Origin of the sequence: Streptomyces lucensis JCM 4490 (assembly GCF_014650035.1) — a bacterium.
GTDB classification, from domain to species: Bacteria; Actinomycetota; Actinomycetes; order Streptomycetales; family Streptomycetaceae; genus Streptomyces; species Streptomyces lucensis.
Genome location: NZ_BMUE01000007.1, coordinates 112,378 through 139,021, shown reverse-complemented (window position 1 = coordinate 139,021; position 26,644 = coordinate 112,378). Strand labels below are relative to the sequence as shown.

Here is a 26,644-nt window from a genome sequence, read left to right as displayed (position 1 = left end):
GACGGTCTGTTGAAGGGGAAACTTAAAATGACAAAACGAACTCTCATGGCCACGGCGACTCTGTGCGTGACGACGGTGATGGCCCTTACCGCATGCGGCACCGACAAGAAGACGGACACCAAGGAGACGGACGGCTCCGGCTCCACCACGGCGGAGGCGTTCAAGGGGCTGACTGCCAATCAGATCTCCGAGAAGGCCCGCGTGGCCATGACGAAGCTGGATTCGTTCAAGGTCGCCGGCACCATGACCACCGACGGCCAGCACATGACCTTCGATTTCTCCGTCGCCAAAGCGGGCGACTGCCAGGGAACCTTCACCACCGGGGGTGCGTCCGCCGAGATCCGTCAGATCGGCGACGCCGCCTACATGAAGGGTGACGAGAAGTTCTGGCAGCAGATGGGCAGCAAGGACGGTTCCTCGTCCGAGGACACGGATGCCCTCATCCAGATGCTCAAGGGACGCTGGTTCAAGATGCCGGCGCAGGATGCGAAGAAGGAGGACAAGTTCCCCTTCTGTGACATCGACACGATGTTCGAGAAGGACAAGAAGGAGAGCCACCTGACCAGGAAGGCGGACACCGAGGTCAACGGAACGCCCGCCGTGACCCTCACGGGCAAGGACGGCGCCGCGACCCAGACCCTCCTCGTTGCCGCCAAGGGCGAGCCCTATGCGCTCAGGATGACGGTCAAGGGCGGCAAGGAACCCGGCTCCTTCGACTTCTCCGCGTTCAACAAGCCCGTTACGGTCACACCCCCACCGGCCGGTGAGGTCATGGATCCGGAGAAGCTCAAGGGCTGACACCGCTGGCCTCGCCCCTCCGGGGCGCCCGGGAGGGGCGAGGCCGGCCGGCGGCCGGCGCTCACCCGGACGCTGCCGATGCCCCGGAAGGGGCAGTGAGGAGCCGCAGCGACGCGCTGCCGCTCAGTCCACCTTGATGAACCGCTGGAAGTAGTCGGCGGGCGCGCCTTCGCCGACCAGGACACCGTCCGCCTCCACCCAGGCGTGCGCGGCGAACGGCGGCTGCGTGCGGACGCCGACACACCAGGTGGGCCACTGACCTCGCAGTCGGCACAGCAGCACGGTGGCCAGGGAACGCGGTAGGCAACCCTGCTGACCGCCGGCGGCCAGACTGACGGCGAGGACGGTCTCCCGCGCCCGGGCGGCTTCGTCGAGGGTCGCGAGCCGGGCTCCCGGGCGCAGCCTCAGCAGGACCCTGCGGATACGGGCGGGGGGCTGCCGGGCGAGCAGATGGGCGCAGCCGACGGCCAGCCGGGTCACCAGCCGCGGACCGAGGGGCACCGACCGGGGGTCGTGCGGGACGACTTGCGAGGTGGACACTGTGGCGATGCCTCCGTGACGAGGGCGGGCCGGGGCGGGGCCCGGGGCGGTGAGGTAACGGGGTTCGGCGGCGGTGCTCCGGACCAGAGGTCAGGCGGCCAGAAGCTTCGCGGCGCGCAGTTCCCGAAGGATGCGGGCGATGTCCTCCTCGACCTGCTGGGCGCTCACGTCGTACCGATCGGTGAGCGCCGTCACCGCCTGCTCCTCGCTCGTGCCGTCCAGCAGGGTCCGCACGATCAGCGCGGCGGTGGGGTTGAGGGTGAAGTACTCGCCGCTGTTCTGGTCGAGCAGTGCCATGCCGTACTCGGTGTCGGCCGTCACCACTCCGGAGCGCAGATTCACCGTCATGCCGGGGTACCTCCTGTGTCGGTTTCCGTCGGCCGCAGCGGCCCGCGGCTTCGTTCACGTGTGCGCAGCCACACCTCGCAGCCGACCGTCGGATGCAGCAGCGCGCTTTCCAGGTCGGCGGCGAGCGGCCGAACGCACCAGTCACGCAGTGCCGCCACGTCGACGAGTCCCAGCTCGCGCAACCGGGAGCCCTCCCAGAGTGCGAGCAGTGCGGAGCGGTGGCGGCGCAGCCCGGTCTCCTCCTCCAAGGCGGCGTGCGCCTTGGTGGTCCGGTGCCGGACGGCCTCGGGCACGACGTCCCGCATGGCCTCCCCGATCAGCGGCTTGTACCGCCACGGCGTCACCCGCTCGCCGGGGCGGACGGCGAGGGCGGCCTCGACGAGCAGGTCGTCGTAGTAGGGCGCGGCGAAGTCCACCCCGAGTGGTTCGGACATCTGCTGCACGTGGCGTGCGAATCGGGCCAGGGTGCGCAGCGTGGCCAGCTCCCGGTGCCCTCCGTGGCCGGGGCAGAGCGGCTCCGCGTCCTGGACCTGCTCGTGGATCAGCGTGCGCACGGCCTCGACGGCCGGTTCGGTGGCCCATGGAGGAAGTCGCGGCGGGGTTCCCCAGGTGAAGAGCGGGACGGACATGGGGGGTTGCGGGAGGGTGAGGTCGTGCGCGACCCGGGCCAGCCAGGAGCCGTACGGGCGGCGGTCCAGGAGCTGGGCCGCGGCCGTGCGGCGGGACCAACGGTGCCGGGAGGTGAAGCCCCGGGCGAGCCGCCAAGCCGTTCGGGGATGGCGGGGCAGCAGGCCGTGGACGTGTGCCGAGGCACCGCTGAACAGTTCGTCGCCGCCCATTCCGCTCAGGTGCAGGGGCGAGCCGCGCTCCGCGGCCCGCTCGATGATGTGCATCCGCCGATGGCGGTTGACCGCGTACAGCGATGGGGTGTCGAGGTCGTCGTCGAGCGCGTCGACGCGGTCGAAGGTCAGGGGCACGGCTGTCGCGGGCACCACATGGTGCTCCACCGTGTCCAGCGCCTCCACCGTGCGGCGCGCATGGGCGACGTCGTCGCCGAGGACGTCGTGGACGGCGGCGGTGTAGGCGACGGTCTTCGCGCCGGTTCGGGCGGCGGTGGCGACCACAGCGGTCGAGTCGACGCCGCCCAGATCGGCACTGACCAGATCGCGGCCTGTGATCCGTACGGCGACCGCGTCGGCGAGCCGCTCCCGGACCAGCCGGGCGCCTTCGGCGAGCGGCAGTTCGGCCGTCGGTGGGCTCCAGCAGCGGCTCGTACGGAGCCGACCCTCGCGGTCGAGCAGGACGCGCCGGTCGCCGGGCACGACGTCGACGCCGCGCCAGACCGTCCAGGTGGTCAGCGGGTGCAGTATGCCGGGGCTCAGCAGGTGCACGGCCAGACGGCCCTCGTCCAGATCCGCGCCCGTCAGGCCGGCCAGGACATCGGCACGGTCGGAGACGAGGTGAGCGCCGCCGGCGCCGGGCACCTGGGCGACGAAGACGCTGCGGACGCCGGTGACGGTGCCACGGACCAGCGTCCTGCCGTTGAGACCGGCGATCACGTGGTGGCTGCCGGGCCACCTCCTCGCATACGCGTCGGCGGCCTCGGGCGAGCCGGCGCAGGCCGCGCGTGCCGCTTCCTCCTCGGTCACCGAGTGCTGTCCGAGCACAGCCAGCCGGGCAGGTCCGCACGCCGCTGCCGTCAGGGCGTGGCCCGGCCAGCGGCCGACCAGCCAGGGCCTTCCGGACGCGTGCGGGATCTCCTGGGTCCCGCACGACCGGGCTCGCGCGGCGACGGCCGCGACGGCATCGGTGTCCGGGAGGACCAGGAACCAGCAGGCCCCGGAGGTGGACGACGGGCCGGTCACCATGGGCGGGTCCTTCCGGTCGGGGATGGTCGGCGTGTGCGGTCAAGCGTGTGGGCGGCACCGGCGGTGCCGCCCAAGTGCTCGACCAACCCGCGAATTACGTGCTCATGCCAAGCGCAGGGAAGGTCAGGGGAGGTCAGAGCAGGCTGTGGCCGCCCAGCAGGTCGGGGCTGCCCGTCCCGGCCAGGCCCGTGACCTTCTGGAAGTCGCCGACCTTGGTGAGAGTGGGACGCTCGTAGGCCATCGTCATATCCCTTCGTCGCTGAGTGCCGTCGAGGAACGCGGGGTTGTCCCGCCTGGTACCTGAGCCGGCGCAGCCACACCATCGGGAGGGCGCCGACGCAGTGCACAAAGCTAGACGTGCGGTTCTTCCCGCCGCAACGGTGTCCACGAGTCATCAGAGCTCACCTGGGTATCGTCCCTCCCGTCACATCCGCCTCACGGTTCACGAGCTGTGAGCGGCCTGTCATGTTCTGCACGAGACGGGGTATGCGCGACGCGCTGCTCGGGCAGGGGAAGGCCTTTCCGGCCAAGGCGTGCCGGCCGTACGGGCGGCGCCCTTTGCGGTGACACCGTCCTGACATCGGAGGATGCGGCAACCAGGATTCCGGTTGCCGGCACCGGTCGGCCAATCGCGGTCCGGCTGGCCGAGGCCCGGTCCTTGCGACTCCCGGCCGTGGCGACATCGGACACTGCGATCAAGGCGCGCACCGGACTGGTCATTGCCGCGACGGCGTCGCGGTGGGCAGCGGGCGGGATCAGCCGCCGGAGTGAGCTCGTCGAGCGACCCGGTGGCGGGCTGCAGCCGGAGGCCGCTTACAGTGTCGCGACACTTGTGGTCTCGGCGTCGGAGGTATGGATGGGCACGATGAGAATCGCTCAGGACGACCTGTCCGGCCCCCAGATCGCCCGGTTCCTCGCCGAGCACGTCCAGCAGATGCGGTCCCTCACACCGCTGGAGAGCAAGCACGCTCTCGACCTCGAGGGACTTCGCCGCCCGGAGGTCACCTTCTGGTCGGCGCGGGAGGGCGACGCCGTCGTAGGCTGCGGCGCGATCATACGACTGGACGCTCGCCATGCCGAGCTGAAGTCGATGCGTACCGCGCCGACGCGCACCCGCAGCGGAATCGCCTCCCGGTTGCTGCGGCACATTCTCACCGAGGCCGAGCGCCTCGGCTTCACCCGGCTGAGTCTGGAGACCGGCACGGCCGACTTCTTCCTGCCCGCCAGGAAGCTCTACGAGAAGTTCGGGTTCGGCTACTGCGCGCCTTTCGCCGGCTACCAGCCCGATCCCAACAGCGCCTTCATGACCAAGGCACTCTGAGCCAGGGGCGGGCCTGGCGCGCTGCCGTCACCGGTGGCATGTCAGCCGCGATGCCGCCTGTGCCACCGGTGACGGCAGCGCCGGTCTGCGTGAACACGGGTCATCCGGGACCCTGCCCCGACCCTGCCCGTCGCCGCACGGGTGATCCACGAGACGAGGGTCTCCCCCGCAGGTAGGACGGCTACGAGGCGCGGGCCGGGTGGTGCGGTGTCAGCCGGGTGACTCCTGTCGTCAGCTGACCCACTTGGTGCACTGCAGCCCGTTGCCCTCGACGTTCACGCAGGCGCGCAGCCACGTGCCGTCCGGCCAGTACGACATGGGCGTGTAGGCCTCGCCGCCATCGCGGTGCTGGTAACCGCGAAGGCCGTCCCAGGTGCGGCCGCCGTCCGTGGAACGGTCGATCCACACGCCGTACTTGTAGTAGCGAGTGGCCGTACGAGCCCAGCCGTACCACCTGCCGTCCTTCTTGCCCGACCGCAGCTCCACCGTGGCGAAGTCGGTCACGGTCGCGGTGGCGTCGGTGTCCGGGCCGGAGTCCCAGCTGACGCCGCCCGGGTCGTAGCCGTCACACGCGTACCCGCTGCACGGCAGGCCGGCAGCCGCGGCCGGGTCGGTGCTGATCATCAGGGCGGCGAACACCATGGCCGCGCCGGGCAGTACCCGCGTGCGCAGATTCCTGCTCATGGTCCCCAGGCTCAAGTGACTCACTCCTCATGGACTCGGTACGGCCGGCCCTGCTCGCGTGCACGCCCGACCGGGTTGTGTCCGCCCCCCGTACGAGGCGGTCCTGCTGGTCGGGAACCACCCTCGCCGGTCCGCACAACAACCCGTCAACGGGCCACTAACAGCGCACCCCAACCCGCATCACCCGGTTCGACCGGAACGTCGACCTCGACCGGGACTCGCCTCAGTCCATGACGCACATCATGAGGTGGGCCGGCACGACGGGCTCGCTCGGCAGCGGATCGACTCCTCTGACCCGGACAGCCACGATCTCGGTGGTGACTCGGGATCGACCCGGAAACTTCGCCAGACGCCACCGGAAGGGCTCCGGCACGTCCTTGGCGGGCAGTTCTGTCGTGGCGAGGCTCACCCACCGGTCATAGTTGGTGGGATACACGCGGACCATCGCTCCGCATCTGGGGCAGGTGGGCGGTTCGATCCACGACACGTCGTCGGGGCCGGGATCGGGCCTCGGGGCAGCTGTTGCCCCGTCGGCCTCGGCCATCTCATTGGCGAAGCGGTCCCAGCACGCGTCGCACAGCTCGGCCATGAGGTCGATCCGTCCTCGCTCGCGCACGGTGGCGCCTGCGTCACCGCAGCGATCACATACGAACCGGCCCACATCGGACAGACCCCCCATGTACTCCAGTGTGGGTGATTCCGACCGGATTCCAGAAGGTCGCGATTTGGCCTCGTTCAGCGGTCACGAACTCGCGCGCCCACTGGAGCCGGCTCGTCGGGGCGGTCAGGATCGGGCGGTGTCGCCCAAGACGGCGTCGAGACGCTCCAGGACGCTCGGCCAGCCGTGACCCATGCCTTCGTACGCCTGTCGGCCCATGGGGGAGTCGAGGTCGAAGCCGGCGTGGGTGAGGACGAGTCGGGTGCCCTCGCCCTCGGGGCGCAGTGTCCAGGTGATGGTGGTGTCGAGGGTGCCCTCGGCGAACCGGTAGACCAGCAGGCGCTCGTCCTCCACCTCGGTCACCTCGCAGGGCTGGTGCCCGAAGTCGCCCATGTCCAGGGTGAACCGGTGCCCGACGACGGGCTTGACGTCACCGGCGGCCCACCATCGGGCGTGCAGGCCGGGATCGGTCAGGGCTCTCCAGACCGCCGCCGGGCGGTGCGGCAGATACTTCTCGCAGGTGATGGTGTCGTTCTCGGTCGTCATGTGCCGTTTTCCTCGTCCAGGAGATCGGACAGCGCGTCCAGGCGCTGCTTCCAGTAGTGCTCGAACGGATGCAGCCACTCGCCCACCTCGGCCAGCCGGGCCGGCTGAAGGTGGTAGAAGCGGTGCCGGCCACGTGGCTCCTCGCGCACCAGTCCGGCCGTCCGAAGCACCGCCAGGTGCTCGGAGACGGCCGGCCTCCCCAGCTCGAACATGCCGGCCAGCTCACCGGTGGAGCGCGGTCCTTCACGAAGGCTTTCGAGCAGTCTGCGGCGCACCGGACTGGCCAGCACGCCGAACACGTCCGTAGGCATGACCCCACTATGCGTCGGAACAATCCAACGCGTCAAGAATCTCCGACGCGTCGAAGGACCGCTTCCTCGTACCCCCGCACCCGGGCCGGACGGCCGGGCAGGGTTGTGGCGCGGAGGACGCGCTCCTACGCCCGGCCGCCGGCCGGACAGGCGCTGTCCAGGGCCGCGAGGCCTTCCTTGCTCTCACGGGCGCGTTGGGACAGGTTGTGGGTTCGCGCGAGGTCGAGGCACGCGTTCCAGCAACGGCGTGCGGCCTCGTACTCCTGGAAGTGCTGGTGGGTCCTGGCCCTTTCCGCCAGGCAGTCGGCCTCGCCACCGTAGTCGCCGACCCTTCGCCGGATGGCCAGCGCCTCGTCGAGAGCGGCGAAGGCCTCCTCGCGCGAGCCCAGTGCTCCGAGTGTGGAACCGTAGTTCGTCAGCGCCGTCGCGAGCGCTGTGGGTCGTGCCTGACTGCGCAGCAGGGGAAGGCGTCGGCGGTACTGCTCCGCCGCGCCCTCGAAATCCCCGGCCAGCCGGAGCGCGTCACCGAGTCTGCCGAGCACCAGCGCCTCGCTGCCCGGGCTGTTCGTCCCTTGGTAGAGCTCCTGGGAGCGCAGGGCGTACGCGAGCCCTTCCTCCGCCCTCCCGGCCTGCAAGTGGAGAGCCGCCATGTTGCCGGTGATGGACGCCTGCGCCGCGATGTCGCCGGCGCGCTCGAAGAGGTCAAGAGCGAGCCGCAGGTTCTCCAGGCACTCGTCGTTGCGGTAGGCCATGCCGTGCGCGACGGCGATGCGGCGGTACAGCCAGGCCTGCGCCACGGTGTCGTCGTGTTGCCTGGCGATGGCCAGGGCGGCTTGGAGACATGTGTCCCACTCGCCCGTCCACCAGTAGGTGTCGGCGTACCCGAACAGCCCGACGGCGAGACGCCATGCCATGTCGGAGCGGCCGAGGGCACCTGCCCTGTCGATCGCGTGTTTGATGGCGGGCAGTTCACGCACGAACCATTGGAGCGCTTCGTGGGCGTCCGTGAATGCCGGTACCAGCTCGGTCGGCTGTTCGCCGAGGGGCGGTGGCGGCTGCGTCTCGCCCACGGTCATCCGTGACGCTTTCTGCACGGTTGCCACGTACCACGTCAGCAGCCGTAGCGTGGCGTCCGTGCGCTCCTGGCCGTTCCCTTCCGCGGCGACCACTTCCGCGGCGTATCCGCCGAGCAGGTCGTGAAATCCGTACTGCTCGGGCGTCGGGCTCTGTACGAGGGCGGCGTCGGTCAGGAGGTCCAGCAGCCGGGCGGTCTCCGGCTCCGACTGGCCGATCAGCGCGGCTACCGACCGCGGGGTCAGCTGGTGTTGGGTCCACAGTCCCAGGAGGCGGAAGGCGCGGGCGGCGGCCTGCTCCCCCGGCCTTTCGCTGTCACGCATGGCCACGTAGCTCACCGCGAAGGTCGCGTGAACGTCGAGTCCGCCCACGCGAAGTTCACGCAGCCGGCCGGTACCGGCCCCCAGCCGCCGAGCGAGCACGGCGAGCGGCCACGTCGGCCGGGAGGCCAGCCTGCCACCGACCACGCGCAGCGCCAACGGCAGTCCGCCGCACATTTCGAGGATTTCGGCCGCTGCCGGGGGGTCCTCGCACACACGCCGGACTCCGCACAGAGCTGCCAGGAGTACCTCCTGGTCATGAAGATCAAGGGAAGCGAGGGGCACCAGGACGGCATCCGGCAGGTCCGCGAGGGTGTGGCGGCTGGTGATGATCACGGCGCAGCCGCCGTCGCCCGGCAGCAGCGGCGTGACCTGCGCGGCATCCCGCGCGTTGTCGAGCACGAGGAGCATCCGGCGCTCCGCCATGACGGCACGGAACAGTGCCGCGCGGTCGTCCGTGTCGTCCGGCAGTGACTCCGCGCCCACGCCCAGATCCGACAGGAACCGGGTGAGCAGGTCGCGGGGATCGCGCCGTGTGCCCGTGCTGAAGCCGCGCAGGTCGGCGTAGAGCTGGCCGTCCGGGAAGTCGGCGTGCGTCCGGTGCGCCACGTGGACGGCCAGGGCCGTCTTTCCGATGCCGCCCATTCCGGAGATGACGACAGGTCTCGAAGGACGGCCGGACTGCCGGCGCCGGTCGTCGCTGCCCGGGCGCAGCAGAGCGGTGAGCGTTGCGATCTCCGTGTCACGTCCGGTGAAACACTCGGTGTCCGACGGAAGCTGGCGCAGCGGTCGGGTTCGCGGCGGGGAGACGGTGACGGACGTCGACGCTGGAGCGAGGTCGGCGACGTCGCCGGCAAGCACCTCCTGGTGTGCCGCCTGGACGGCGGGCGACGGTTCGACGCCGAGTTCGTCCACGAGGTGGCGGCGAAGACGTGTGTACACCTGCAGGGCCTCCGCCTGCCGGTGCGATCGGTGCAGGGCGAGCATCAACTGCCGGTGGAAGGCTTCCCTCAAGGGGTGTTCACAGGTGAGTACGGTCAGTTGCGGAAGCAGCTCGTCGTGCCGGCCCAGAGCGAGGGACGCGTCGAACCCCAGCTCCATCGCCTGCAACCGGTGTTCCACGAGTTGCCGGACCACTGCCGCCTGTGGCTCGGCGTCCGCGAAGTTCAGGAGGTCCGCCATCGGCCGGCCGCGCCACAGGGCCGCCGCGTCGGCGCTGCTGCGCGCCGTCGCTTTCCAGTCCCCGCGTAGATGTGCCCGTCGGGCGGCCTCCACGTGGTCCTCGAAGACCTCGACGTCGATCTCACCCTGACCGACGTACAACCGGTAGCCGGGCGCGGCCGCCGTGAGCCGGCACGGCTCTTCCCCCACGAAGGCCAACCGCCGGCGCAACCGCGTCACATGGTTGGCCAAGGAGGCAGAGGCGGTCGCCGGGGGGTTCGTCCCCCACAGCGCCTCTTTGAGACCGTCCTTCGACACCGTCCGGTTGGCCTGGAGCAGCAGTGCGGCGAGCAGCACCCGGACCTTGGCGCCTCCCACCGGTATTTCCCGCGCCCCGTCCTGTACGACCAGCGGACCGAGCAGCCCGAACGTCGGCATGGCATCCCCCCCTTGAACTCCGCGCCATCCTAGGCAGGCCCCCACCTGGTTCCCGGTGCCATTGCGGCGTGTCGAATTCTGCTCGGGCGACCGGTGCCTCGGCATGGGTGGGCGCGGCGCCCAGCGAGATGACCTTCTGTGCCTTCCCCCATTTCACAGCCACCCGCTGTCGCTCAAGGGCCCTGCGGTGCGGCCCGGGTTCTCCGCCGGCCGTGTCAGCGGCGAACGCCCGTGGGGCGTCCTAGGGCGGCCGCCGCTCGTACGGTCAGGCGGCTTTCCGTCCGGCTCTCGGTGTCGGCCCGGCCGCGATGGAGAAGCCGAGGAGGAGGCCGTCGTCGGCCGCGTGCGCCGACGTGAGCGCGACGCCGTGGGGCAGTGCGGTGAGGGCCACGGTCCTGGGTTTCAGCTCGTCGCGCAGTCCAGAGGCGGCCGGCAGCCCGGCGAGGTCGTCGACGGCCGTGCTCCGGCCGAGGACGGTCACCGTGCTGGGCGTGATGGTGAGGGTCTGTGCTGTCGTGGACAGGGTCGCCCGCACGGTGACCGGCAGGCCCAGTCGGCCGACGCTCCCGGAGAGGATCATGTCGCCGTCCCGGCCGGCGACGGTCAGGCCGCCGTCCGTCGCGCCCAGGCGCCGGGTCACCTGGTCGTATCCCGCGATGGCGGTCGCGGTGCCGCCGGCGCTGGCGCCGTTCGTCGTGACGTCCTTCAGGCGGACGGTCACATCCAGCACGGCGTGCCGGATGTGTGCGCCCTCCGCGCTCACCGTGACGTCTCCGACCTGCCCTCCCAGAGTGCGCAGGCCCGCGAGGGGCGTGGTGAGATCGGCGCGCACCGGGCCGTCCGGCCTCAGTCCGCGCTCAGCCTGTGCGACGACCCGCTCCTCGGTACGGTGCTCGACCAGGAGGTCGGCCGCGCTGGTGAGCAGGGTCAGGGTCGCGGCGATGGCGGCCAGGACGAGGCGGGGCTTTCCACGGAAGTTCGGTCTCACGTCGTCACTGCTCCGGATCGGTCGACGGACGGTCGGGCGGTCAGGCCTGCAGGCGCGGGAGAAGCCGGTCGAGCCGACGGGGCATCCACCAGTTCGCCCGGCCCATGAGGAACATGGCGGACGGCACCAGGACCAGGCGGACCACCGTGGCGTCGACGATCACGCTGATCGCCAGCCCCAGGGCGAGCATCTTCACGACCACGGTCGGCGAGCCGGTGAAGGACAGGAACACCGCGGTCATGATGAACGCGGCAGCGGAGATCACGCGTGCCGTCGCGGACAGCCCCTCCCCCACGGCGAGCCGGTTGTCGCCGGTGCGGTGCCAGGCCTCGGTGATCCGGGACAGCAGGAAGATCTCGTAGTCCATGGACAGCCCGAAGACGATCGCGAACATCATCATCGGCACGTACGACTCGATGGGTACCGGCTCCGACAGCCCCAGCAGCGAATCGCCCCACCCCCACTGGAAGACCGCGACGAGCACGCCGTAGGACGCGGCCGTGGTGCACAGGTTGAGCACGACGGCCTTGAGCGGGATCACCAGGCTGCGGAAGACCGTCATGAGCAGCAGGAAGGCGAGGACCAGGACGATGCCGATGACGATGGGCAGCCGTCCGCCGACCGTGTCCCGGAAGTCGGCCTGCCCGGCCACGGTGCCGGTGAGATGGGCCTTGGCACCTGTGCCGTGCAGGGCCTTCGGCAGTGTGCGCCCGGAGAGGGTGGTGAGCAGGTCGCCGGTGGCGGCGTCCTGCGGGCCGGTGGTCGGGGTGAGCGTCGTGACGAGGATTCTCCCGTCGGCGCTCGCCTTCACGGGGGTGAAGGCGGCCACGCCGTGGGTGTTTCCCAGGGCCGTGGTCACGTCGCCCGTGATCCGGCCGACGTCCGTCTTCACCCCGCTCACGTCGACGACGGCGACGATCGGGCCGTTCGCCCCCGCTCCGAAGCCCTTCCCGTCGGCGTGCTTGATCCAGTCGTAGGCGGTGCGGGTGCTGCTGCCGGGTCGGTCGGCGCCGGCGTCGACGTGGCCGAGGCGTATCGACAGGAGCGGCAGGGAGCACACGCCGAGAACGGCGACGCCGACGGCGAGGAACGTCCAAGGGCGCCGGGCGACGAGGTCCGCGTAGCGGTTCCGGCCGCCGGCGGCCGCCGTGCCCTCGGCGACCGGGCGGCGCAGCCGGAACCGGTCGATGCGCCTGCCCACCAGTCCCAGGGCCGCCGGTACGAGGGTGAGGGCGGCAGCGGCGGTGACGACGACGGCCAGGGTGGCCGCGAGGCCGATCCGGCCGATGAAGGTCAGCCCGCAGGCGTAGAGGCTGAGCATGGCGACGGCCACGGTCAAAGCGGCGACGAGGACGGCGCGTCCGGTGGTGTGCGCGGTGCGGGCCGCGGCCTCGGCCGGGTCCCGCCCGTCGATGAGGTCCTGGCGGTATCGCGTCGTCAGGAACAGGGCGTAGTCGATGCCGACGCCGAGGCCGATCATGCCGGCAAGGGTGGTGGCCGAGGTCGCGAAGGAGAGCGTCGCGGCCACGATGCCCACGATGCCGAGGCCGGCCCCTACGCCGATCAGCGCGGTGATCAGCGGCAGCAGCGCGGCGAGGACACTGCCGAAGGCCAGCAGCAGGATGACGAGGGCGGTGAGGACGCCCACGCCCTCGCTCAGCTCGTCGTCGGCCGGGGCACGGACCACCTGATCCAGGTCGCCGCCGTAGGCGACATCGAGCCCCGCCGCCCGGGCGGGACGGGTCGCCTCGTCCAGCCGCCCGGTATAGCCGTGGCCGAGGTTTCTCAGTTGCTCGTCGAAGGAGACGGCCGTGTACGCGGTACGTCCGTCGCCGCTGGTGACGGGCGAGGAGACGGCAGTGACGTGCGGCAGGTCGCGGAGGTCGGCCAAGGTCCGCTCGAGCGCGGGCCGCTGGTCGGCCACGGCGCCCGAGCCGCTGTGGAACACGACCTTGCCGCCCGGCCTGCCGGCCTCGGGCATCGAGACGGCGAGGAGATCGGCGCCGGCACGGGAGTCGCTGCCGGGCAGGCTGACCTGATCGCTGAAGGTGGGCGCGGCCAGGTGCCGTCCGGCCAGGGCGGCGAGGAGGGCCAGCAGCCAGACGGCGATCACCACTGCGGGGTGCCGGGCGCAGAAGCCGCCGAGGCGGCCGAGTCCGCGGCGGTCCGCCGCGGGCTCCGTCGCCGGACGGGCAGCCTTGTCCGCCCCCTTCGAGGCGGGTGGGTGCTGCAGAGATCGGGCCACCGTCTCCTCCAAGAAAAAAGTGTCACGAGTGACACTGACCCTAGAGACAAGTGGCACTTATGACAATTGGCAGGCGTGACGTTTTTTCCGGTGGCTCCTGCGCAGGCGTGCGCACCCGGGGGCGGGCGGCCGTCGGCCGGCAGGTGTGCCGATTGACAGTCGTGACAGCGGGGCGGGAGGCTTCGGACCATGCCGAGTGAGATCGCCGCCGCCGGACTCCGCGAGCGCAAGAAGGAGGAGACGCGGCACCGACTGCTGGAAGGAGCCGCGCGACTGTTCAAGGAACGCGGCTTCGAGGCCACCACGGTCGCGGACATCGCCGCATACGCGAACGTCTCCGTGCGCACCTTCTTCCGCTACTTCGAGAGCAAGGAGGCGCTGCTGCTGCCGGACGGCGTCGAGATCTTCGCCTACGTCGAGAACGCCCTTGCCCGGCGTCCGGCGGACGAGGAGCCTTTGGACGCGGTGTGCAACGCCCTGCTGGAGGCGGCCGAGCCGTTCGCCGCCTCCACCCTGACCGCCCTCAGCCATCCGGTCCAGGGCATCGAGAACGTGGTCACGGCCCGGCTCGTCCAGGCCTTCTCCGACTTCGAGGAGCGGCTCGCCGTCCTGGTCGAGCGCAGACTGCCGCCGGGCACGCCGGACGCCGACCTCACGGCCGCGGTGATCGCGTGCGCCGCCCTGTCCGCGGTGCGCGCCGTACTGCGCACCCGCAGGGCGCGCCGGGCGTCCGGCCTCACGGACACCGGCCCGGCGCCCCTGCTGCGGGCCTTCGGGATACTGCGCGCCATCGGCTCCTCCGAACAGAGCTGAAGATCGGGAGCCGCACGCCTGAAACACGCCCTTCGGGCGTTGTCCGGTACCGCGCCGGCGGGGCCGGCGGGCGTCCGAACGCGCGGTAGAGTAGGCGCACGCTTCGACACCGCCGGGGCCCGTACCGACAGGTACGGGCCCCGGCGCGTTCCGGGCGCCAGATCGAGGAAGGTTCCCCATGAACGCGAAGCCGCCGCTCCCCGGCCCCTCCCGTGCCGGCAAGCCGCAGCGGGCAGCAGCGCTGCCGGGCGAGCTGTCGATGCCCCAGGCCGTGACCCCGGGCCTGCCGCCGGCCGAGTCCTTCGAAACGCTCGGGCTGCCACCGGAGTTGCTGAGGACGATGACCGGTCTGGGAGTGGAGGAGCCCTTCCCGGTCCAGGCGGCGACCTTGCCCAGCGCGCTGGCGGGCCGCGACGTCCTCGGTCGCGCGCGGACGGGCTCGGGCAAGACACTGGCTTTTGGACTTGCGCTGCTTGTTCGGTCGGCGGGCCTGCGAGCGGAGTCGAAGCGGCCGCTCGCGCTGGTGCTGGTGCCGACCCGGGAACTCGCGCAGCAGGTGAGCGAGGCGCTGGAGCCGTACGCGCAGGCCCTGAACGTGCGACTGGCGACGGTGGTCGGCGGGGTGTCGATCAACCGGCAGTCGGCGCTGCTGCGGGCCGGTGCCGATGTGGTGGTCGCGACGCCGGGGCGCCTGGCCGACCTGGTGTCACGCCGGGACTGTCACCTGAACCAGGTGCGGATCACGGTGCTCGACGAGGCGGACCAGATGTGCGACCTCGGATTCCTGCCACAGGTCTCGGAGATCCTGGACCAGGTCCGCCCCGACGGGCAGCGACTGCTGTTCTCGGCCACCCTCGACCGCGACGTCGACCAGTTGGTGCGGAGCCACCTCCACGACCCGGTGCTCGTCTCGGTCGACCAGGTGGCGGGCTCGGTCACCACGATGGAACACCACGTACTGGTCGTCCACTCCGCCGACAAGTACGCGACCGCCACGGAGATAGCCGCACGGGACGGCCGGGTGCTGATGTTCCTGGACACCAAGGCCGGCGTGGACCAGTTCACTCGTCACCTGCGGGCCAGCGGTGTTCGGGCTGCCGCCCTGCACAGCGGGAAGTCGCAGCCACAGCGCACGCACACGCTCGCCAGGTTCAAGGACGGTGAGATCACCGTCCTGGTCGCCACCAACGTCGCGGCGCGGGGCATTCACATCGACGCGCTCGACCTCGTCGTCAATGTCGACCCGCCGGCCGACGCCAAGGACTACCTGCACCGTGGCGGCCGCACGGCGCGCGCCGGGGAGTCCGGGAAGGTGGTGACCCTGGTCACCCCCAATCAGCGCCGTGATGTGAACCGGTTGATGTCCGACGCCAGGATCCGGCCGACCGTCACCCCGGTCCGCTCCGGCGAGGAGAGGCTGACCGCCCTCACCGGGGCGAGGCGCCCCCCGGCCGGGGCGAGGACCAGCAGCGGCAACGCCCCCTTCCGCGGCCTCGGCACCCGTCCGGGGCGCCCCGCGAAGGAGTCCCGCAGAGCCGCCGAGGCTCGCAGGACGGCGGAAGCCCGCTCGGCGGCCCGGGTACGCAAAGGACTCTGACGCCGCCGGAAGAGCCTCCCGGAGCGGGACGCGGGTGTGCCGGGTAATGAGTAGAAGTACTCATGACGCCCCTCCAGCCGCGTAGCAAGATCGCGGGATGACTATGCCAAGAAGGACGAGGGCCTGGCTCGGGATGCTGCCGTTGGCGGTGACGGTCCTGCTGACGGCGGGGTGCGGAACGCAGCGGTCAGGCGATACCGCCGGCGCGTACGGGCGTTCGCGTCCAACGCCGACCGGCACATCGCCGTCGAGTACACGAGCGGACTTCACCTGTCCCGGTGAGAGTCCTGAGCCGAAGGCACCCACGGCCACCACCACCCCCGGCTCGACCGTGCCGCCGACCGACCACTACGCGGAGAACCACGGCTTCAGAGTTCCCATCCCACTGCACGGCCAGAGCCGGTGTGACGGACTCACCGCCGTCGGACGTGTCAAGAGTGCACTCGAACCACTGCGCCGGCGCGGTGACTTGGCCCCGGACGACGTCCGCCGGGCACTCACCGGCCTCGGCTACTCGGCCGGGAAGGTGCAGGCCTACCAGGACGGATCCGCCGGGGTCGGCTTCCTCATCGACATCGGCGCCTCTCCCTGGTGTGTGGAGGGCACGATGACCACTGGCTCAACCGAAGCGGACGCTTTCGGCGGTTACCCCGACGGCACCGACTGCCAGCCACCGAGCGGCGGCCACTGACCGTTCAGCGAGATGACCTGTTCAGGAGCCGTGAATCCGGGGATGCCCGGGACCGGCCCGGCCCTCGGAGGTCGGCAGGATGGACGGTATGGCGGATGTCAGCGGGCTGGGGACCGGACAGGCCGGGTCCCAGGTCTTGGCGCGCACCCGCTTCCAGACCTCACTCCAGTCCGTCGGACAGGGGCCGGTCGGGGTCGGCACAGCCGGCTGCGACGCCGTCGCGGAATCCGTGCTCCGCGAGGGCGGCCAGTACACGGGATGACACTCTGCTTCGTACGCGCCACCGGAGCACTCGACTTGCGACCTGCCGGAGCATGCCGACACGCCTGTCGCGGCCGCTGCAGCGACAACGGCCGCGACAGTCCTGCTCACGGCCCAGGAGACACGTCTTCTTCCCATGCGCGGCCCTCTCGTAACGCTTGGAGGGCCAATCGTCTTGCAGGAACCACAGGTTCGGTACTCCCTGGACCCACACAGTCGAGATGACCTTCTGTCGAGCCATTCCCTCGAATGAGTGAATCCGTTACCCGTGAGCCACCAGAGAACTCCTGGGAAGTTTCGTTTTTTCTCTGGTGTCACTCTCTCGTCCCGTCCGGATCAGGCCCGCGATGAACGGTCGAGGGAGCATAGTGACAGGTAGCAAAAGTCCGCGTAGCCTAACGACTCCTGCCGCCTTACACAGAGTCAGAAAGCTTGGCTGCGCATCGACTCCAGGCATCTTGAGGAGATGTTCATGCTCGACGCCGATCCGATGTACCTTCGTAAGCGTCTGAGTGCCCAGTTGCGGGCAGCACGCAAAGAGGCGGGGTACTCGCAGCCTGAGGTGGCTGAGGAGATGGTCTGGTCCCTGTCCAAGGTGATGCGTCTGGAGTCGGGCCGTACGAAGATCTCCGTCACTGATCTGCGGGCATTGATCGATTTCTACGGGGTTTCCGAGGAGGCGGGCGCCGAGTTGCTCGCCAGCGCCCAGGAGGCCCGGCGTCAGCCCTGGTGGCAGGAATATCGACAGCTCCTCTCGGAGGGCTTCAAGTCCTACCTCGGTTACGAGGCGTCCGCGTCGATCGTGCGCAACTTCGAGATCTTGTTCATCCCAGGGCTGCTGCAGACAGAGGAGTACGCCCGCGCCGTCCTCGCCCGTTCCGTCGTGCCGGAGAAGGAAGACCTCCTCGAACTGCGGATGCGGCGTCAGGAGCGGATGCTGCAGCCTTCCAAGGGGACGGAGCTCCGCTTCCTGATCGACGAAGCGGCCCTGAGGCGCGTAGTCGGCTCCCCGGCCGTCATGCGCGCGCAGCTGGAACACCTCGGGGAGTTGAGCCGGCTTCCGCATGTACGCATCGGTGTCGTGCCGTTCGGCGTCGGGCTGTATCCGCTGCTGCGCTCACCTTACGTGATCTTCGAGTTTCCCAGCACGGGGCAGGGTCCTGTGGTGTATCTGGAGAATCCCGACGGCAGCGTCATCCTCCGTGACAAGGCCACCGTCGGAGTTCAGCGCAGCATCGAGGACTACTTGGAGGCGTTCTGGGAGGTCGAGAACACGTGCGCGAAACCGATCACGGAGTGGGAGGTGACTCCTGTCGCAACGTGAATTGATTTCTCGGACATACCCACCCGCTCGCGCTTGATCGCCGAGATGAACGATCGCCAACCAGGGAGAGCGATGGTAAGTGATGAGCCTTCGGGGAGTTTCGAGTCCCGGACGACGATGCGATCGGCGCACAGGCTGACTTCCACGCAATCGGTAGCCTCGCAGACGGAACTCCTGCGCCAGGTTCGTACCGGATCGAAAAAGGTCACCGCTCCCCCAACCGACCGCCCCCGCGCCTTGGCGCGCTCAGTCTTGCTCCGGCAGTATGCCGTCGGGCGGATCGGCTGCCAAGGCGCACAATCGCCACTGTCCGACGACGGCAGGAGGGGCTTGCTCGGCGCGAGAACTGAGCGCCATGCCCGGCGCAGTGACGGGCAAGGACTTTCCTGGTCCTAGATGGGCGAGTCCTCGTCGTGACGCAAGAGAAGGAGGAGTTTTCGGACCAGCCGGCACAGCTTGAGGCCGAAAACTCCTCCGGTGCGAAGCATCTCCCCCAAGTGAACGGAGGAAGGAAGCCTCATGGCAGATACTAGCCCGATCTACGACGACGGCCAGAGGACCGACGGGGTGATCTTTCTGCTCACCCCTGCCACGCCAGTGGTCGAGCAGCGCATCAGCGGTGCCGTCACCGCTCAGTGGGACGGGGCCTCATGACATCCCCTCCCCCTTCGGTAGCACCGCCTCACCGCGCGTGGCTGGTTGTCATCGCCCTTCTCGCGGGCATGGTGGGTGCGCTCGCGGCAGCTCTCATCGCCACCACGCTGAACGCGGAGACCCTGGACATCGTCAAATGGGCCGGCGGCACCTTCGTGGCGGTCACCCTGTTCGTCCTCAGAATCCATGACGAGTTCCGCTAGAGGTTGTCCCGTATGGGGTGTGAGTTATCCGGTGAGGGCCAGGTTGTGGAGCCGGGCGATGCCGAGCATGGCTTGGTGAACGCCGTTGCCCTTGAGTCTGCAGTCCCGCAGGATCTTCCAGTTCTTCAGCCGCGACAGGGCGTGTTCCACGCGTGCTCGCGCCCGGCGGTGGACGGCGTTCTCCGCTTCCTGTTGTGGGCTGAGGTGGGTCTGACCTCGTCGTTTGCGGTGCGGGATGAGCAGGCCGGTGCCCTGGTAGCCGCCGTCGGCGATGGTCGGGGTGCCGCGGCAGGCCCGGTCGACGCCGGATTCGGTGAACGCCCGGCAGTCGTTGCGGCTGCCGGGCAGCGGCAGGCCGATCGCCACGACCAGGCGGCTGTTGGCGTCAATGACGACCTGAAGGTTGGTCGAGTACCGGTAGTTCTTGCTCGAGGCGGCGATGCTGCGGTCGCGGGTGGGCACAAGGGTGCCGTCCACGATGTAGACGGTGTCCTTGCGCGGCCGACGGGCCGGCGAGAGGGCCAGCAGAGGTGCGAGGTGGTCGAGGATGCGGTCGGCCGCCGACTTCGAGACCCCGAACAATGGCGCCACCTGCCGCAACGTGAGGTTCGTGCGCCAGTACGTCGCCACCAGCAACACCCGGTCCTCCAACGACAGCCGCCAGGGACGGCCGCGCTGAACGTCACCTCCACGACGCCGAACCAACGCCACCAGCCTGGCGAACTGCACCTCGGTCAGCCCGGAAAACGGCTCGATCCACTTCGGATCATCTGCTGAGATCACCCCACCCATGACCAGCCAACGCACCAACCGCCCCACCGGTTACGGGACAACCTCTAGGCGGTTCGGCGTTCGGCCGGGTGGTTGCCACTGATCCGGGGGGGATCACGGCGTCTCGGTCCCGTCGCGGGATTCGAGCCGTCCCGGCAGGTGAGCCGGGACGGCCTGCCGCTCAGAAGCGGTGAGATGGGGAATGTGATCGTGTCCACGCGGGTTGGTGAATGTCATGCCTGCAGATGCCACACGACCCCGCATGCCCGTAGCCGTCTACATCCTCGGCCTGTCCGTCTTCGCGCTCGGCACCAGCGAGTTCATGCTCTCCGGACTGCTGGGGTCCATCGCCGAGGACATGGACGTCAGCATCCCGCGGGCGGGCCTGCTCATCTCGGCCTTCGCGATCGGCATGGTCGTCGGGGCACCACTGCTGGCCGTGGGCACCCTGCGGCTGCCGCGCCGCGCCACCCTGATCGCGCTGATCAGCCTCTTCGGCCTCGGGCAGGTCGCGGGCGCGCTCGCCCCCTCCTACGAGTTGCTCTTCGCCTCTCGTATCGTCTCGGCCCTCGCGTGCGCCGGCTTCTGGGCGGTCGGCGCGGCCGTCGCCGTCGCCATGGTCGACAAGAACCAGCGGGCCCGCGCGATGGCTGTCATGATCGGCGGGCTGTCCATCGCCAATGTCCTCGGCGTGCCGGCCGGTGCGTTCCTCGGCGAGCACCTGGGCTGGCGTTCCGCGTTCTGGTCGGTCGGCGCGGCCTCCGCAGTCGCCCTCGTCGGCATTCTGGCGCGGATCCCCCGGATCCCGCTGCCCGCCGAACGGCCGACGCTCGGCCGCGAGCTGCGCATCTACGGCGACCGTCAGGTGTGGCTCGCCATCGCCATCACGGCGCTGGGTGCCGGCGGCGTCTTCTGCGCCTTCAGCTACCTGTCGCCGCTGCTCACGGACGTGGCCGGACTGGACTCGAAGTGGGTCCCGTGGGTCCTCGGCCTCTTCGGCGTCGGCGCGCTCATCGGTACCACCATCGGCGGCCGGGTCGCCGACGCGCACCTGTTCGGCGTGATGATCTGGGGCATCACCGCCTCGACGGTCTTCCTGACGGTCCTCGCCCTGCTGGCCGGCGCGGCGACCGTGGCGGTCACCCTGTCCTTCCTGCTCGGCGTCTCCGCCTTCTTCACCGCCCCCGCCCTCAACGCCCGCATGTTCAACGTGGCCGGCGCCGCTCCCACCCTGGCCGGAGCCACCACCACGGCCGCCTTCAACCTCGGCAACACCGGGGGCCCGTGGCTGGGCGGCACCGTCATCGACGCGGGCCTGGGCTTCTCCGCCACCGCCTGGGCGGGCGCCGCCATGACCGTCACCGCGATCGCCCTCGCCGCGGTCGCGATGCGCCTGGACCGCCGCACGCCACCGCGTCCGACCCGGGTGGTCGCCTCCGTGGCACCGGCCGCGGACTCCGCAGCGGAGCCCGTCCGCGCCTGAGCGCACGGCCGGGCGCTTCCCGCGGTCCTGGTCGCTCGATCGCCCCGGCGTGCCCCTCGGACGTGAACCTCCGTTCCGTGTTGTCGCTCTGCCGCACGACTGGTTCAGGCGACGAGCAGGCGGAGGCCGGGTTCTGCCGCGTCGAGGCCTCCTCGGCTGGGATCAGTCGAGACAGAACTCGTTGCCCTCGATGTCCAGCATCGGGATGCACGCGTCATTGCCGTCGTACAGCGTTCGCACGTGCACCGCGCCGAGCGGGACCAGCCGGGCGCATTCGGCCTCCAGGGCGGCGAGGCGTTCCTCACCCACGAGTCCGGTGCCGACCCGCACGTCAAGATGCAGCCGGTTCTTGGCGGCCTTGCCCTCGGGGACGCGCTGGAAGTACAGTCGCGGGCCCACATCTGAGGGATCAGTGCAGGCGAACCACGAATCCCGCTGCTCGGGTGGCTGAGAGCGCTTGTAATCCCCCCACGTGGCGAACCCGTCCGGTGGCGGCGGCACGACGTACCCCAGCACCTCGCACCAGAAGCGAGCGAGGCGCTCGGGTTCCGCGCAGTCGAAGGTGACCTGGAACTGTCTGATCGCTGACATCGGCGCACCATACCAAGGGGACTTCGCGCTCATTCGAGGAGCACGGGGCCCCCGGCTCGGCCATCACGTCGGGGGCGGCGACCGAGCGACCTGCCACGCCGACCCGGTACCCGGGTTTCGTCACAGGTGGTGGGGGCATCCGCAGGCGGTAAGCCTGCGTCGCAGCAGCGGCAGGCAGCGGGAAGGACCCACGCGCTGCCTGCGGGTTCTGCGGACGTGACCCGGCCGGAACGGATGACGAGGGGTTGGTCGCGATGACCGTGGCGACTCAACGGGGCGGCGGTGGCGGTTCCAGTGGGCTCTACGACGTTCTGGAGCTCATTCTCGACCGCGGGCTGGTGATCGACGCGTTCGTGCGTGTCTCCCTTGTCGGGATCGAGATACTCAAGATCGACATAAGGATCGTGGTCGCGAGCGTCGACACCTACCTTCGCTTCGCCGAGGCGTGCAACCGCCTCGACCTCGAATCGGGGCCGCGCAAGCCGGCCGGCCTCACCGAGCTCACGGGGAAGCTCACGGAGTCCGGTGCCCGCGGCAAGACCAAGGGAGCCCTGTCCGGCGCCGCGGAGACCATCTCGGACGCCTTCAGGCAAGCACGCGAGGAGGGCAGGTAGCGTCCGCGCCGTCCTGACCCATCGGACGCGTCCGAAGCCAGTACGAGCGGGCGGCGACAGCCAGCGCCACCCCGTAGACGGCGAACGCGATCATGCCGGGCCAGCTGACCAGCAGAGCGTCCCCCGGGGAGTGGAAGTCACCCTGCCGCATCGTCACGACGCCCGCTGTGGCCAGCGCGCAGTATCCGAGCCCTAGCACACCGTACGGAGCGAGGGTGGCAGCACCGATCAGGGCCGGGACCAGGGGGAGCCAGCGTGGAACGCGTCGGCCTCGGATAAGCGGTGACCAGCGGGGGAACACCTGGCCCCAGGGGCGGACCAGGCCCCAGAGCAGGAAGACGCCGAGCGCGGCCAGCAAAACGGTGGCGTCCAGGCCCCATGACTCCAGGGTGAGCCATATTTCCGAGGCACCGTTGCGCTCGGAGACCGCGAGCATCTCCTCCTTGCTCACGTCGGCGAAGGTGCCCCCGCATGCCCAGATCAACTTCATCGCGGCGTACGGGAGGAAGGCCACGGTCCCAGCGCATGCGGTGAGCTGGACCCCCACGGGGGCACAGGACGGTGCCGGCGCCGTGGTCCCGCCAGGCGGATGGCGGTCGGAGACGGCGGTGGCCGTGAGCAGCAGTGCACCGACGGCTGCCAGCATGTGGTTCGCTGCAGCCGCCCAGCTGTCCACGCCCTCGCCGAACACCAGCGTGATCACGTCCATGAGCAAGCCGAACGCGGCGGCGGCAGCCAGTCCACCTGCCACCCGGAGCAGCGCCCGCAGGAGCGGCCGGGGCCCACACCGCAGCACCGCCCCGCAGACGGCAGCCGCAAACGCGCCCAGCGTCACGCCCGCCCAGTCGAACACGATGGAAGCCCGGCCGCTGCCCCCGAACAGCGCCGTCCCGCTCAGCGCGCAGGCAAGGCCGAACGCGGTGTACGCCGCCGACCAGAGCACCGCCACCGGGCCGGCCCAACCGGGCCACTGCCGCAACCATGTGCCCGATGGGGCCCTCGGTGTCCGTCCGTCAGCGTTCATGCCGCGAGCATCGCCCCGGCCGCGGCAGGGCGGCGTCAACCGCCGGAATGATTCGTCTCCCCCTGCCGGACGAGGGAACGGTCGGGAACCGGCTTCCGGCCCGGAGCATTGCGCGTGCGGCGTCGGTAGTAGTGCACGGTGACGACGGCCAGCAGCGGCCCCCAGGCCACCATCGGGACGTAGCAGATGTTCATCACCCACTCCCCCCACCGTGTGATCTTCATGTCGGCATGGAGCGTCGTCCAGACGAAGAGCGCTCCGTAGATCGTGCAGGCGAACGCTCCGAGCGCTGCGGGTATGACGGCAGCCCGCACGGGTATGCGGCGGCCGCCCAGGCCGGGGAGCCACCGCGGCCATGTCTCACCCCATGGCCGCACCAGCCCGAGCGTCAGGAAGGCCAGCGCCTCCTGCACCGCGCAGAGCAACGGCAGGATGAGGTAACCCCAGCCGGGTATGAGCATCGCGTCGTACTCGGACCGTGCCAGCCCGACCGGGACGCCGAGCGCCACGGCGAGGCGCCAGAGCGCGGAGGGCAGGGACGTCCACAGGGTCGCCGCCGCCGCACGCCGGGCCCACAGGGGCACGAGCAGGGCGGTCGAGAGCTGTGCGGGGGCGGGGGCTGCGTGCTGGTGGGCATGAGGTGGCGGTGGCTCCTGTGTGAGGCCGACAACGACGACTGAAGGCTGTCACTCGCCTTCGGTGGTCACATCCCTCCACGGGGCCGGCGGACCTCCCCCATGAGGCGCAAGCGCGCGAAGGGAATGAGACCGTGGGCTCACGGTCCAGTCGTCCGCCGGCGGGAGCACGATGCCGCCCTCTGCCTTGGGTGTGCGCAGAGGTTCGCAGGTCTTCGGTGGAGGCGTGCCGGCCCCGGTGGCCGTACGGCCGCGGGGCGGAGCCGGCCGCTGCTACTCGCCGTCGTCGGCGCGCAGGACCAGGTCGAGGAGGCCGGGGAAGCGGGCGTCGAACTCCTCGCGGCGCAGCCGGTTGAGCCTTTTGGGACCCTGATCCCGCTGTTCGACAAGGCCGGCGTCGCGCAGCACGGAGAAGTGGTGGCTCTTCGCGGCCCGGCCGACCGGTACGTCGAAGCCGCTGCAGCTGAGCGCCCAGTCGGGGTGCCTGGCCAGGTCGCGGATCAGCTGGATGCGCACGGGATCCGCGAGCGCGGACAGGGCGGTCAGAAGCGGGACGTCGTCGGGGTGCGTGTGCACGGGCGCCGGACGGTGACTCATGCCTGCGGCCTGCTCCGGCATCAAGATCTCCTTCTCGCCCAGTGTTCGATGGCCATCATACAGTGCTAGTGTTCGCTTCCGGTCGAACACTTATCGAAGGGTGGTCCTGCGCATGCGTGCTGTCGAGTTCGAGGAGTACGGCGGTCCCGAGGTGCTGCGGATCGTGCGGACCGCGGCACCCGAGCCGGGCCCCGGCCAGGTGACCATCGAGGCCGTCTGGGCGGGGGTGAACTACGCGGACGTGAAGGCGCGCGCCGAGGGGTACCGGGTGACATCGCTGCCCTACCGCCCGGGTCTGGAGGTCTCCGGGCGCATCAGGGCGGTCGGGAAGGACGTCGAGGGTCTGCGGGCGGGCCAGGAGGTCGCCGCGCTCGTCGACGGCGGCGGCTACGCCGAGGTCGTGCTCGCGGAGGCCGCGACGGTCTTCCCGTTGCCCGGCGGGCTGGACCTGCGGACCGCGGCCACGCTGCCGACCGTGCTGCCGACCGCGCACGCCCTGGTTCACGAGGTGGGTCGGCTGCGGGCCGGCGAGAGCGTGCTGGTGCACGGCGCGGCGGGAGGCATCGGCACGGCGGTCGGGCAGCTGGCCCGGGCGGCGGGCGCCGGCGCGGTGTACGGGGTGGCCTCCAGCGACGCCAAGGCCGACTACGCGCTCGGGCACGGCTACGACGAGGTGTTCCGGCCCGGCACCTTCGACACGGACGTCCGCCGGGCGACCGGCGGCAGGGGCGTCGACCTGGTTCTGGACCCGGTGGGCGGCGAGACGCTGCGCCGCGGCCTGGAGGTACTGGCCGTCTTCGGGCGCCTGGTGTCGTTCGGCAACGCCGGCGGCGCCGAGCCCTGGCGGGCCGGGCAGGGCGAGCTGTACGCGCAGGGCCGTTCCGTCGGGGGCTTCTCGGTGCTCGCCCTCGCCCGGTCCGCACCCGACGCGCTGCGGGTGCTGACCGAACGCGCCCTGCGCACCGTCCGCGAAGGTGCGGTCGTCCTTCCCGTCACCGCCGAGTTCCCCCTGTCGGACGCGGCCGGCGCACACCGGCTCATCGGCGGACGCGCGTCCACGGGCAAGCTGCTGCTGCGCATCGCCGGCTGACCGCGGACTCCACGCTCGACGGGCCGCCAGGGGTCCACCCCGGACCACCGTCGCGGTCGTGGGGGACGCTCAGCACGGCGGTTGCGGCTCGGTACGGCGCCGGCCGGCGCGGTGCGGGATCGGTCAGGCGACCCAGGCGGCGGTGAGGCCCTGCACCGCGGACCCGTCGAGGTCGGCGAGCTTGCTCCCGACGAAGGCGCGGGCCCAGTCGGTGGTCTGGATGCGGAAGGCGGGCCGGTCCGCGTGGAGAGCCTCGATGACCGCCTCCGCAGCCGAGGCGGGAGTCTGGGCGCTGCCGTCCAGGAACTGCCGAGATGTGCGGTCGATGTAGCGGCGCAGGGCGTCGGTGTACTGCCCGGCCTCGACGGCGGCACCGAGGTCGACGCCGATGTTGTTGACGAACTCGGTGGCCACGGCGCCGGGTTCCACGACGGAGACGCTCACGCCCAGGGTCCGCGCGACGGGGGCCAGGCTTTCCATGTAGCCCTCGACAGCGAACTTGGCCGCGCAGTAGGCCTCGTTGAACGGCTGGCCGATGACACCGCCGACGCTGGTGACGGTGATCAGACGGCCTTCGCAGGCGCGCAGGTGCGGCAACACGGCCTTGGAGACGTTCAGCACTCCGAAGAAGTTGACCTCCATCACCTTGCGGATGTCCTCCATGGAGTCGTTCTCCAGGGTGCCCAGGTGACCGGCGCCCGCGTTGTTGACGACGGCGTCCAGGCGGCCGTGGTCGGCGATCACGCCGTCGACGGCGGCGGCGACGGAGGTCTCCGAGGTCACGTCGAGCTGACGGATGTCGAGCTCGACGCCCGCGTCGGCGGCGGCCTTGCGCAGGGCATCCGCGCGGGTGGTGTCGCGCAGGGTGGCGACCGTACGCCAGCCCGCACGGGCGGCGGCGACGGCGGCGGCGAGGCCGATACCGGAGGAGGTACCGGTGATGAGGACGGTGTGGGGGGTGGTGGCCATGACGGAACCCTTCAGGTTTGTGTGCGT

At 70.5% G+C, this 26,644-nt stretch carries 30 protein-coding genes; 12 read left to right on the top strand and 18 right to left on the bottom strand.

What is annotated here, in order from left to right:
- Positions 1-27 precede the first annotated feature (27 nt).
- Entirely contained in the window at positions 28-798 is a 771-nt protein-coding gene (locus IE177_RS17815) for a hypothetical protein (RefSeq protein ID WP_229816098.1), read from the top strand.
- A 123-nt stretch (positions 799-921) separates the two neighbouring features.
- Here the strand turns inward: IE177_RS17815 and IE177_RS17810 are convergent, their stop codons facing one another.
- The 4 genes from IE177_RS17810 to IE177_RS17795 all read right to left on the bottom strand — a co-directional run bounded on the left by IE177_RS17810 (position 922) and on the right by IE177_RS17795 (position 3,795).
- Complete coding sequence (locus IE177_RS17810; RefSeq protein ID WP_190016344.1) at positions 922-1,338, bottom strand: lasso peptide biosynthesis B2 protein; 417 nt, start codon at positions 1,336-1,338, stop codon at positions 922-924.
- Positions 1,339-1,428: 90 nt separating this feature from the next.
- On the bottom strand, positions 1,429-1,686 hold the full coding sequence (locus IE177_RS17805) for a lasso peptide biosynthesis PqqD family chaperone (protein ID WP_190016343.1): 258 nt from the start codon (positions 1,684-1,686) through the stop codon (positions 1,429-1,431).
- Positions 1,683-3,554, bottom strand: coding sequence for an asparagine synthase-related protein (locus IE177_RS17800; protein ID WP_190016342.1), 1,872 nt, complete (start codon positions 3,552-3,554; stop codon positions 1,683-1,685). Before IE177_RS17800 ends, IE177_RS17805 begins: the two co-directional genes overlap by 4 nt.
- 133 nt (positions 3,555-3,687) lie before the next feature.
- Positions 3,688-3,795 (bottom strand): keywimysin-related RiPP, encoded by a 108-nt coding sequence (locus tag IE177_RS17795; RefSeq protein ID WP_110635242.1) that lies wholly within the window; start codon positions 3,793-3,795, stop codon positions 3,688-3,690.
- Between the two features lie 624 nt (positions 3,796-4,419).
- Between IE177_RS17795 and IE177_RS17790 the strand changes: the two genes are divergently transcribed.
- On the top strand, positions 4,420-4,875 hold the full coding sequence (locus tag IE177_RS17790; RefSeq protein WP_190016341.1) for a GNAT family N-acetyltransferase: 456 nt from the start codon (positions 4,420-4,422) through the stop codon (positions 4,873-4,875).
- Positions 4,876-5,106: 231 nt separating this feature from the next.
- Here IE177_RS17790 and IE177_RS17785 read toward each other — a convergent pair whose 3' ends face one another.
- The 7 genes from IE177_RS17785 to IE177_RS17755 all read right to left on the bottom strand — a co-directional run bounded on the left by IE177_RS17785 (position 5,107) and on the right by IE177_RS17755 (position 13,300).
- Positions 5,107-5,559, bottom strand: a complete 453-nt coding sequence (locus IE177_RS17785; RefSeq protein ID WP_190016340.1) for a hypothetical protein — start codon at positions 5,557-5,559, stop codon at positions 5,107-5,109.
- A 223-nt stretch (positions 5,560-5,782) separates the two neighbouring features.
- Positions 5,783-6,238, bottom strand: a complete 456-nt coding sequence (locus tag IE177_RS17780) for a DUF6083 domain-containing protein (protein WP_190016339.1) — start codon at positions 6,236-6,238, stop codon at positions 5,783-5,785.
- A 105-nt stretch (positions 6,239-6,343) separates the two neighbouring features.
- Positions 6,344-6,763, bottom strand: coding sequence for an SRPBCC family protein (locus IE177_RS17775; protein WP_190016338.1), 420 nt, complete (start codon positions 6,761-6,763; stop codon positions 6,344-6,346).
- The gene (locus IE177_RS17770) at positions 6,760-7,074 is read right to left on the bottom strand and encodes an ArsR/SmtB family transcription factor (protein ID WP_190016337.1); all 315 of its coding nucleotides are present in this window, start codon (positions 7,072-7,074) and stop codon (positions 6,760-6,762) included. Before IE177_RS17770 ends, IE177_RS17775 begins: the two co-directional genes overlap by 4 nt.
- Before the next feature lie 125 nt (positions 7,075-7,199).
- Positions 7,200-10,067, bottom strand: a complete 2,868-nt coding sequence (locus IE177_RS17765) for an AfsR/SARP family transcriptional regulator (protein WP_190016336.1) — start codon at positions 10,065-10,067, stop codon at positions 7,200-7,202.
- A gap of 265 nt (positions 10,068-10,332) precedes the next feature.
- Positions 10,333-11,055: a hypothetical protein gene (locus IE177_RS17760; RefSeq protein ID WP_190016335.1), complete on the bottom strand. Its 723-nt coding sequence runs from the start codon at positions 11,053-11,055 to the stop codon at positions 10,333-10,335.
- 40 nt (positions 11,056-11,095) lie between these two features.
- The gene (locus IE177_RS17755) at positions 11,096-13,300 is read right to left on the bottom strand and encodes an MMPL family transporter (RefSeq protein WP_229816097.1); all 2,205 of its coding nucleotides are present in this window, start codon (positions 13,298-13,300) and stop codon (positions 11,096-11,098) included.
- Positions 13,301-13,489: 189 nt separating this feature from the next.
- Between IE177_RS17755 and IE177_RS17750 the strand changes: the two genes are divergently transcribed.
- The 5 genes from IE177_RS17750 (at position 13,490) to IE177_RS17730 (ending at position 17,986) form a co-directional block, all read left to right on the top strand.
- Positions 13,490-14,113 carry a TetR/AcrR family transcriptional regulator gene (locus IE177_RS17750; RefSeq protein ID WP_190016334.1) on the top strand — a complete coding sequence of 208 codons (624 nt, stop codon included), beginning with the start codon at positions 13,490-13,492 and terminating at the stop codon, positions 14,111-14,113.
- 178 nt (positions 14,114-14,291) lie between these two features.
- Entirely contained in the window at positions 14,292-15,710 is a 1,419-nt protein-coding gene (locus IE177_RS17745; RefSeq protein ID WP_190016333.1) for a DEAD/DEAH box helicase, read from the top strand.
- A gap of 469 nt (positions 15,711-16,179) precedes the next feature.
- Entirely contained in the window at positions 16,180-16,401 is a 222-nt protein-coding gene (locus tag IE177_RS34875; protein WP_229816096.1) for a hypothetical protein, read from the top strand.
- 88 nt (positions 16,402-16,489) lie between these two features.
- Positions 16,490-16,663 carry a hypothetical protein gene (locus tag IE177_RS17735; protein WP_190016331.1) on the top strand — a complete coding sequence of 58 codons (174 nt, stop codon included), beginning with the start codon at positions 16,490-16,492 and terminating at the stop codon, positions 16,661-16,663.
- A 471-nt stretch (positions 16,664-17,134) separates the two neighbouring features.
- Positions 17,135-17,986 (top strand): helix-turn-helix domain-containing protein, encoded by an 852-nt coding sequence (locus IE177_RS17730; protein ID WP_190016330.1) that lies wholly within the window; start codon positions 17,135-17,137, stop codon positions 17,984-17,986.
- Here the strand turns inward: IE177_RS17730 and IE177_RS17725 are convergent.
- Positions 17,905-18,195 (bottom strand): DUF397 domain-containing protein, encoded by a 291-nt coding sequence (locus IE177_RS17725; RefSeq protein WP_190016329.1) that lies wholly within the window; start codon positions 18,193-18,195, stop codon positions 17,905-17,907. The genes IE177_RS17730 and IE177_RS17725 overlap by 82 nt on opposite strands.
- A 310-nt stretch (positions 18,196-18,505) precedes the next feature.
- Here IE177_RS17725 and IE177_RS35420 point away from each other — a divergent pair, with 310 nt between their 5' ends.
- Positions 18,506-18,640 (top strand): hypothetical protein, encoded by a 135-nt coding sequence (locus tag IE177_RS35420; RefSeq protein WP_268253165.1) that lies wholly within the window; start codon positions 18,506-18,508, stop codon positions 18,638-18,640.
- 68 nt (positions 18,641-18,708) lie between these two features.
- Positions 18,709-18,843 carry a hypothetical protein gene (locus IE177_RS35415; RefSeq protein ID WP_268253164.1) on the top strand — a complete coding sequence of 45 codons (135 nt, stop codon included), beginning with the start codon at positions 18,709-18,711 and terminating at the stop codon, positions 18,841-18,843.
- Positions 18,844-18,867: 24 nt separating this feature from the next.
- Here the strand turns inward: IE177_RS35415 and IE177_RS17720 are convergent, their stop codons facing one another.
- On the bottom strand, positions 18,868-19,635 hold the full coding sequence (locus IE177_RS17720) for a transposase (protein WP_190016549.1): 768 nt from the start codon (positions 19,633-19,635) through the stop codon (positions 18,868-18,870).
- A gap of 241 nt (positions 19,636-19,876) precedes the next feature.
- Here IE177_RS17720 and IE177_RS17715 point away from each other — a divergent pair, with 241 nt between their 5' ends.
- A complete protein-coding gene (locus IE177_RS17715; protein WP_190016328.1) occupies positions 19,877-21,097 on the top strand; it encodes a Cmx/CmrA family chloramphenicol efflux MFS transporter in 1,221 nt (406 codons plus the stop codon).
- Between the two features lie 162 nt (positions 21,098-21,259).
- On the opposite strand, the gene IE177_RS17710 is transcribed toward IE177_RS17715, so the two are convergent.
- Positions 21,260-21,688 (bottom strand): VOC family protein, encoded by a 429-nt coding sequence (locus IE177_RS17710; protein ID WP_190016327.1) that lies wholly within the window; start codon positions 21,686-21,688, stop codon positions 21,260-21,262.
- Between the two features lie 254 nt (positions 21,689-21,942).
- Here IE177_RS17710 and IE177_RS17705 point away from each other — a divergent pair, with 254 nt between their 5' ends.
- Positions 21,943-22,302: a gas vesicle structural protein GvpA gene (locus IE177_RS17705; protein WP_190016326.1), complete on the top strand. Its 360-nt coding sequence runs from the start codon at positions 21,943-21,945 to the stop codon at positions 22,300-22,302.
- On the opposite strand, the gene IE177_RS34870 is transcribed toward IE177_RS17705, so the two are convergent.
- From IE177_RS34870 to IE177_RS17690, 3 genes are all read right to left on the bottom strand, one after another.
- Entirely contained in the window at positions 22,274-23,251 is a 978-nt protein-coding gene (locus IE177_RS34870) for a hypothetical protein (RefSeq protein ID WP_229816095.1), read from the bottom strand. The genes IE177_RS17705 and IE177_RS34870 overlap by 29 nt on opposite strands.
- Positions 23,252-23,361: 110 nt before the next feature.
- Positions 23,362-23,910 carry a hypothetical protein gene (locus tag IE177_RS17695; RefSeq protein WP_229816094.1) on the bottom strand — a complete coding sequence of 183 codons (549 nt, stop codon included), beginning with the start codon at positions 23,908-23,910 and terminating at the stop codon, positions 23,362-23,364.
- Positions 23,911-24,234: 324 nt separating this feature from the next.
- A complete protein-coding gene (locus tag IE177_RS17690) occupies positions 24,235-24,579 on the bottom strand; it encodes an ArsR/SmtB family transcription factor (protein WP_190016325.1) in 345 nt (114 codons plus the stop codon).
- A 91-nt stretch (positions 24,580-24,670) separates the two neighbouring features.
- On the opposite strand from IE177_RS17690, the gene IE177_RS17685 reads away from it, so the two are divergent.
- The gene (locus tag IE177_RS17685; RefSeq protein ID WP_190016324.1) at positions 24,671-25,648 is read left to right on the top strand and encodes a quinone oxidoreductase family protein; all 978 of its coding nucleotides are present in this window, start codon (positions 24,671-24,673) and stop codon (positions 25,646-25,648) included.
- Positions 25,649-25,771: 123 nt separating this feature from the next.
- Here IE177_RS17685 and IE177_RS17680 read toward each other — a convergent pair whose 3' ends face one another.
- On the bottom strand, positions 25,772-26,617 hold the full coding sequence (locus IE177_RS17680; RefSeq protein ID WP_190016323.1) for an SDR family oxidoreductase: 846 nt from the start codon (positions 26,615-26,617) through the stop codon (positions 25,772-25,774).
- Between the last annotated feature and the right edge of the window lie 27 nt (positions 26,618-26,644).

Bases quoted from the DNA above. Each gene is read 5' to 3' on its own strand.
- IE177_RS17815 (WP_229816098.1), top strand. From the start codon at position 28: ATGACAAAACGAACTCTCATGGCCACGGCGACTCTGTGCGTGACGACG.
- IE177_RS17805 (WP_190016343.1), bottom strand. From the start codon at position 1,686: ATGACGGTGAATCTGCGCTCCGGAGTGGTGACGGCCGACACCGAGTAC.
- IE177_RS17800 (WP_190016342.1), bottom strand. From the start codon at position 3,554: ATGGTGACCGGCCCGTCGTCCACCTCCGGGGCCTGCTGGTTCCTGGTC.
- IE177_RS17795 (WP_110635242.1), bottom strand. From the start codon at position 3,795: ATGGCCTACGAGCGTCCCACTCTCACCAAGGTCGGCGACTTCCAGAAG.
- IE177_RS17790 (WP_190016341.1), top strand. From the start codon at position 4,420: ATGAGAATCGCTCAGGACGACCTGTCCGGCCCCCAGATCGCCCGGTTC.
- IE177_RS17785 (WP_190016340.1), bottom strand. From the start codon at position 5,559: ATGAGCAGGAATCTGCGCACGCGGGTACTGCCCGGCGCGGCCATGGTG.
- IE177_RS17780 (WP_190016339.1), bottom strand. From the start codon at position 6,238: ATGGGGGGTCTGTCCGATGTGGGCCGGTTCGTATGTGATCGCTGCGGT.
- IE177_RS17775 (WP_190016338.1), bottom strand. From the start codon at position 6,763: ATGACGACCGAGAACGACACCATCACCTGCGAGAAGTATCTGCCGCAC.
- IE177_RS17770 (WP_190016337.1), bottom strand. From the start codon at position 7,074: ATGCCTACGGACGTGTTCGGCGTGCTGGCCAGTCCGGTGCGCCGCAGA.
- IE177_RS17765 (WP_190016336.1), bottom strand. From the start codon at position 10,067: ATGCCGACGTTCGGGCTGCTCGGTCCGCTGGTCGTACAGGACGGGGCG.
- IE177_RS17750 (WP_190016334.1), top strand. From the start codon at position 13,490: ATGCCGAGTGAGATCGCCGCCGCCGGACTCCGCGAGCGCAAGAAGGAG.
- IE177_RS17745 (WP_190016333.1), top strand. From the start codon at position 14,292: ATGAACGCGAAGCCGCCGCTCCCCGGCCCCTCCCGTGCCGGCAAGCCG.
- IE177_RS17735 (WP_190016331.1), top strand. From the start codon at position 16,490: ATGGCGGATGTCAGCGGGCTGGGGACCGGACAGGCCGGGTCCCAGGTC.
- IE177_RS17730 (WP_190016330.1), top strand. From the start codon at position 17,135: ATGCTCGACGCCGATCCGATGTACCTTCGTAAGCGTCTGAGTGCCCAG.
- IE177_RS35420 (WP_268253165.1), top strand. From the start codon at position 18,506: ATGGCAGATACTAGCCCGATCTACGACGACGGCCAGAGGACCGACGGG.
- IE177_RS35415 (WP_268253164.1), top strand. From the start codon at position 18,709: ATGGTGGGTGCGCTCGCGGCAGCTCTCATCGCCACCACGCTGAACGCG.
- IE177_RS17720 (WP_190016549.1), bottom strand. From the start codon at position 19,635: ATGGGTGGGGTGATCTCAGCAGATGATCCGAAGTGGATCGAGCCGTTT.
- IE177_RS17715 (WP_190016328.1), top strand. From the start codon at position 19,877: ATGCCCGTAGCCGTCTACATCCTCGGCCTGTCCGTCTTCGCGCTCGGC.
- IE177_RS17710 (WP_190016327.1), bottom strand. From the start codon at position 21,688: ATGTCAGCGATCAGACAGTTCCAGGTCACCTTCGACTGCGCGGAACCC.
- IE177_RS17705 (WP_190016326.1), top strand. From the start codon at position 21,943: ATGACCGTGGCGACTCAACGGGGCGGCGGTGGCGGTTCCAGTGGGCTC.
- IE177_RS17690 (WP_190016325.1), bottom strand. From the start codon at position 24,579: ATGCCGGAGCAGGCCGCAGGCATGAGTCACCGTCCGGCGCCCGTGCAC.
- IE177_RS17685 (WP_190016324.1), top strand. From the start codon at position 24,671: ATGCGTGCTGTCGAGTTCGAGGAGTACGGCGGTCCCGAGGTGCTGCGG.
- IE177_RS17680 (WP_190016323.1), bottom strand. From the start codon at position 26,617: ATGGCCACCACCCCCCACACCGTCCTCATCACCGGTACCTCCTCCGGT.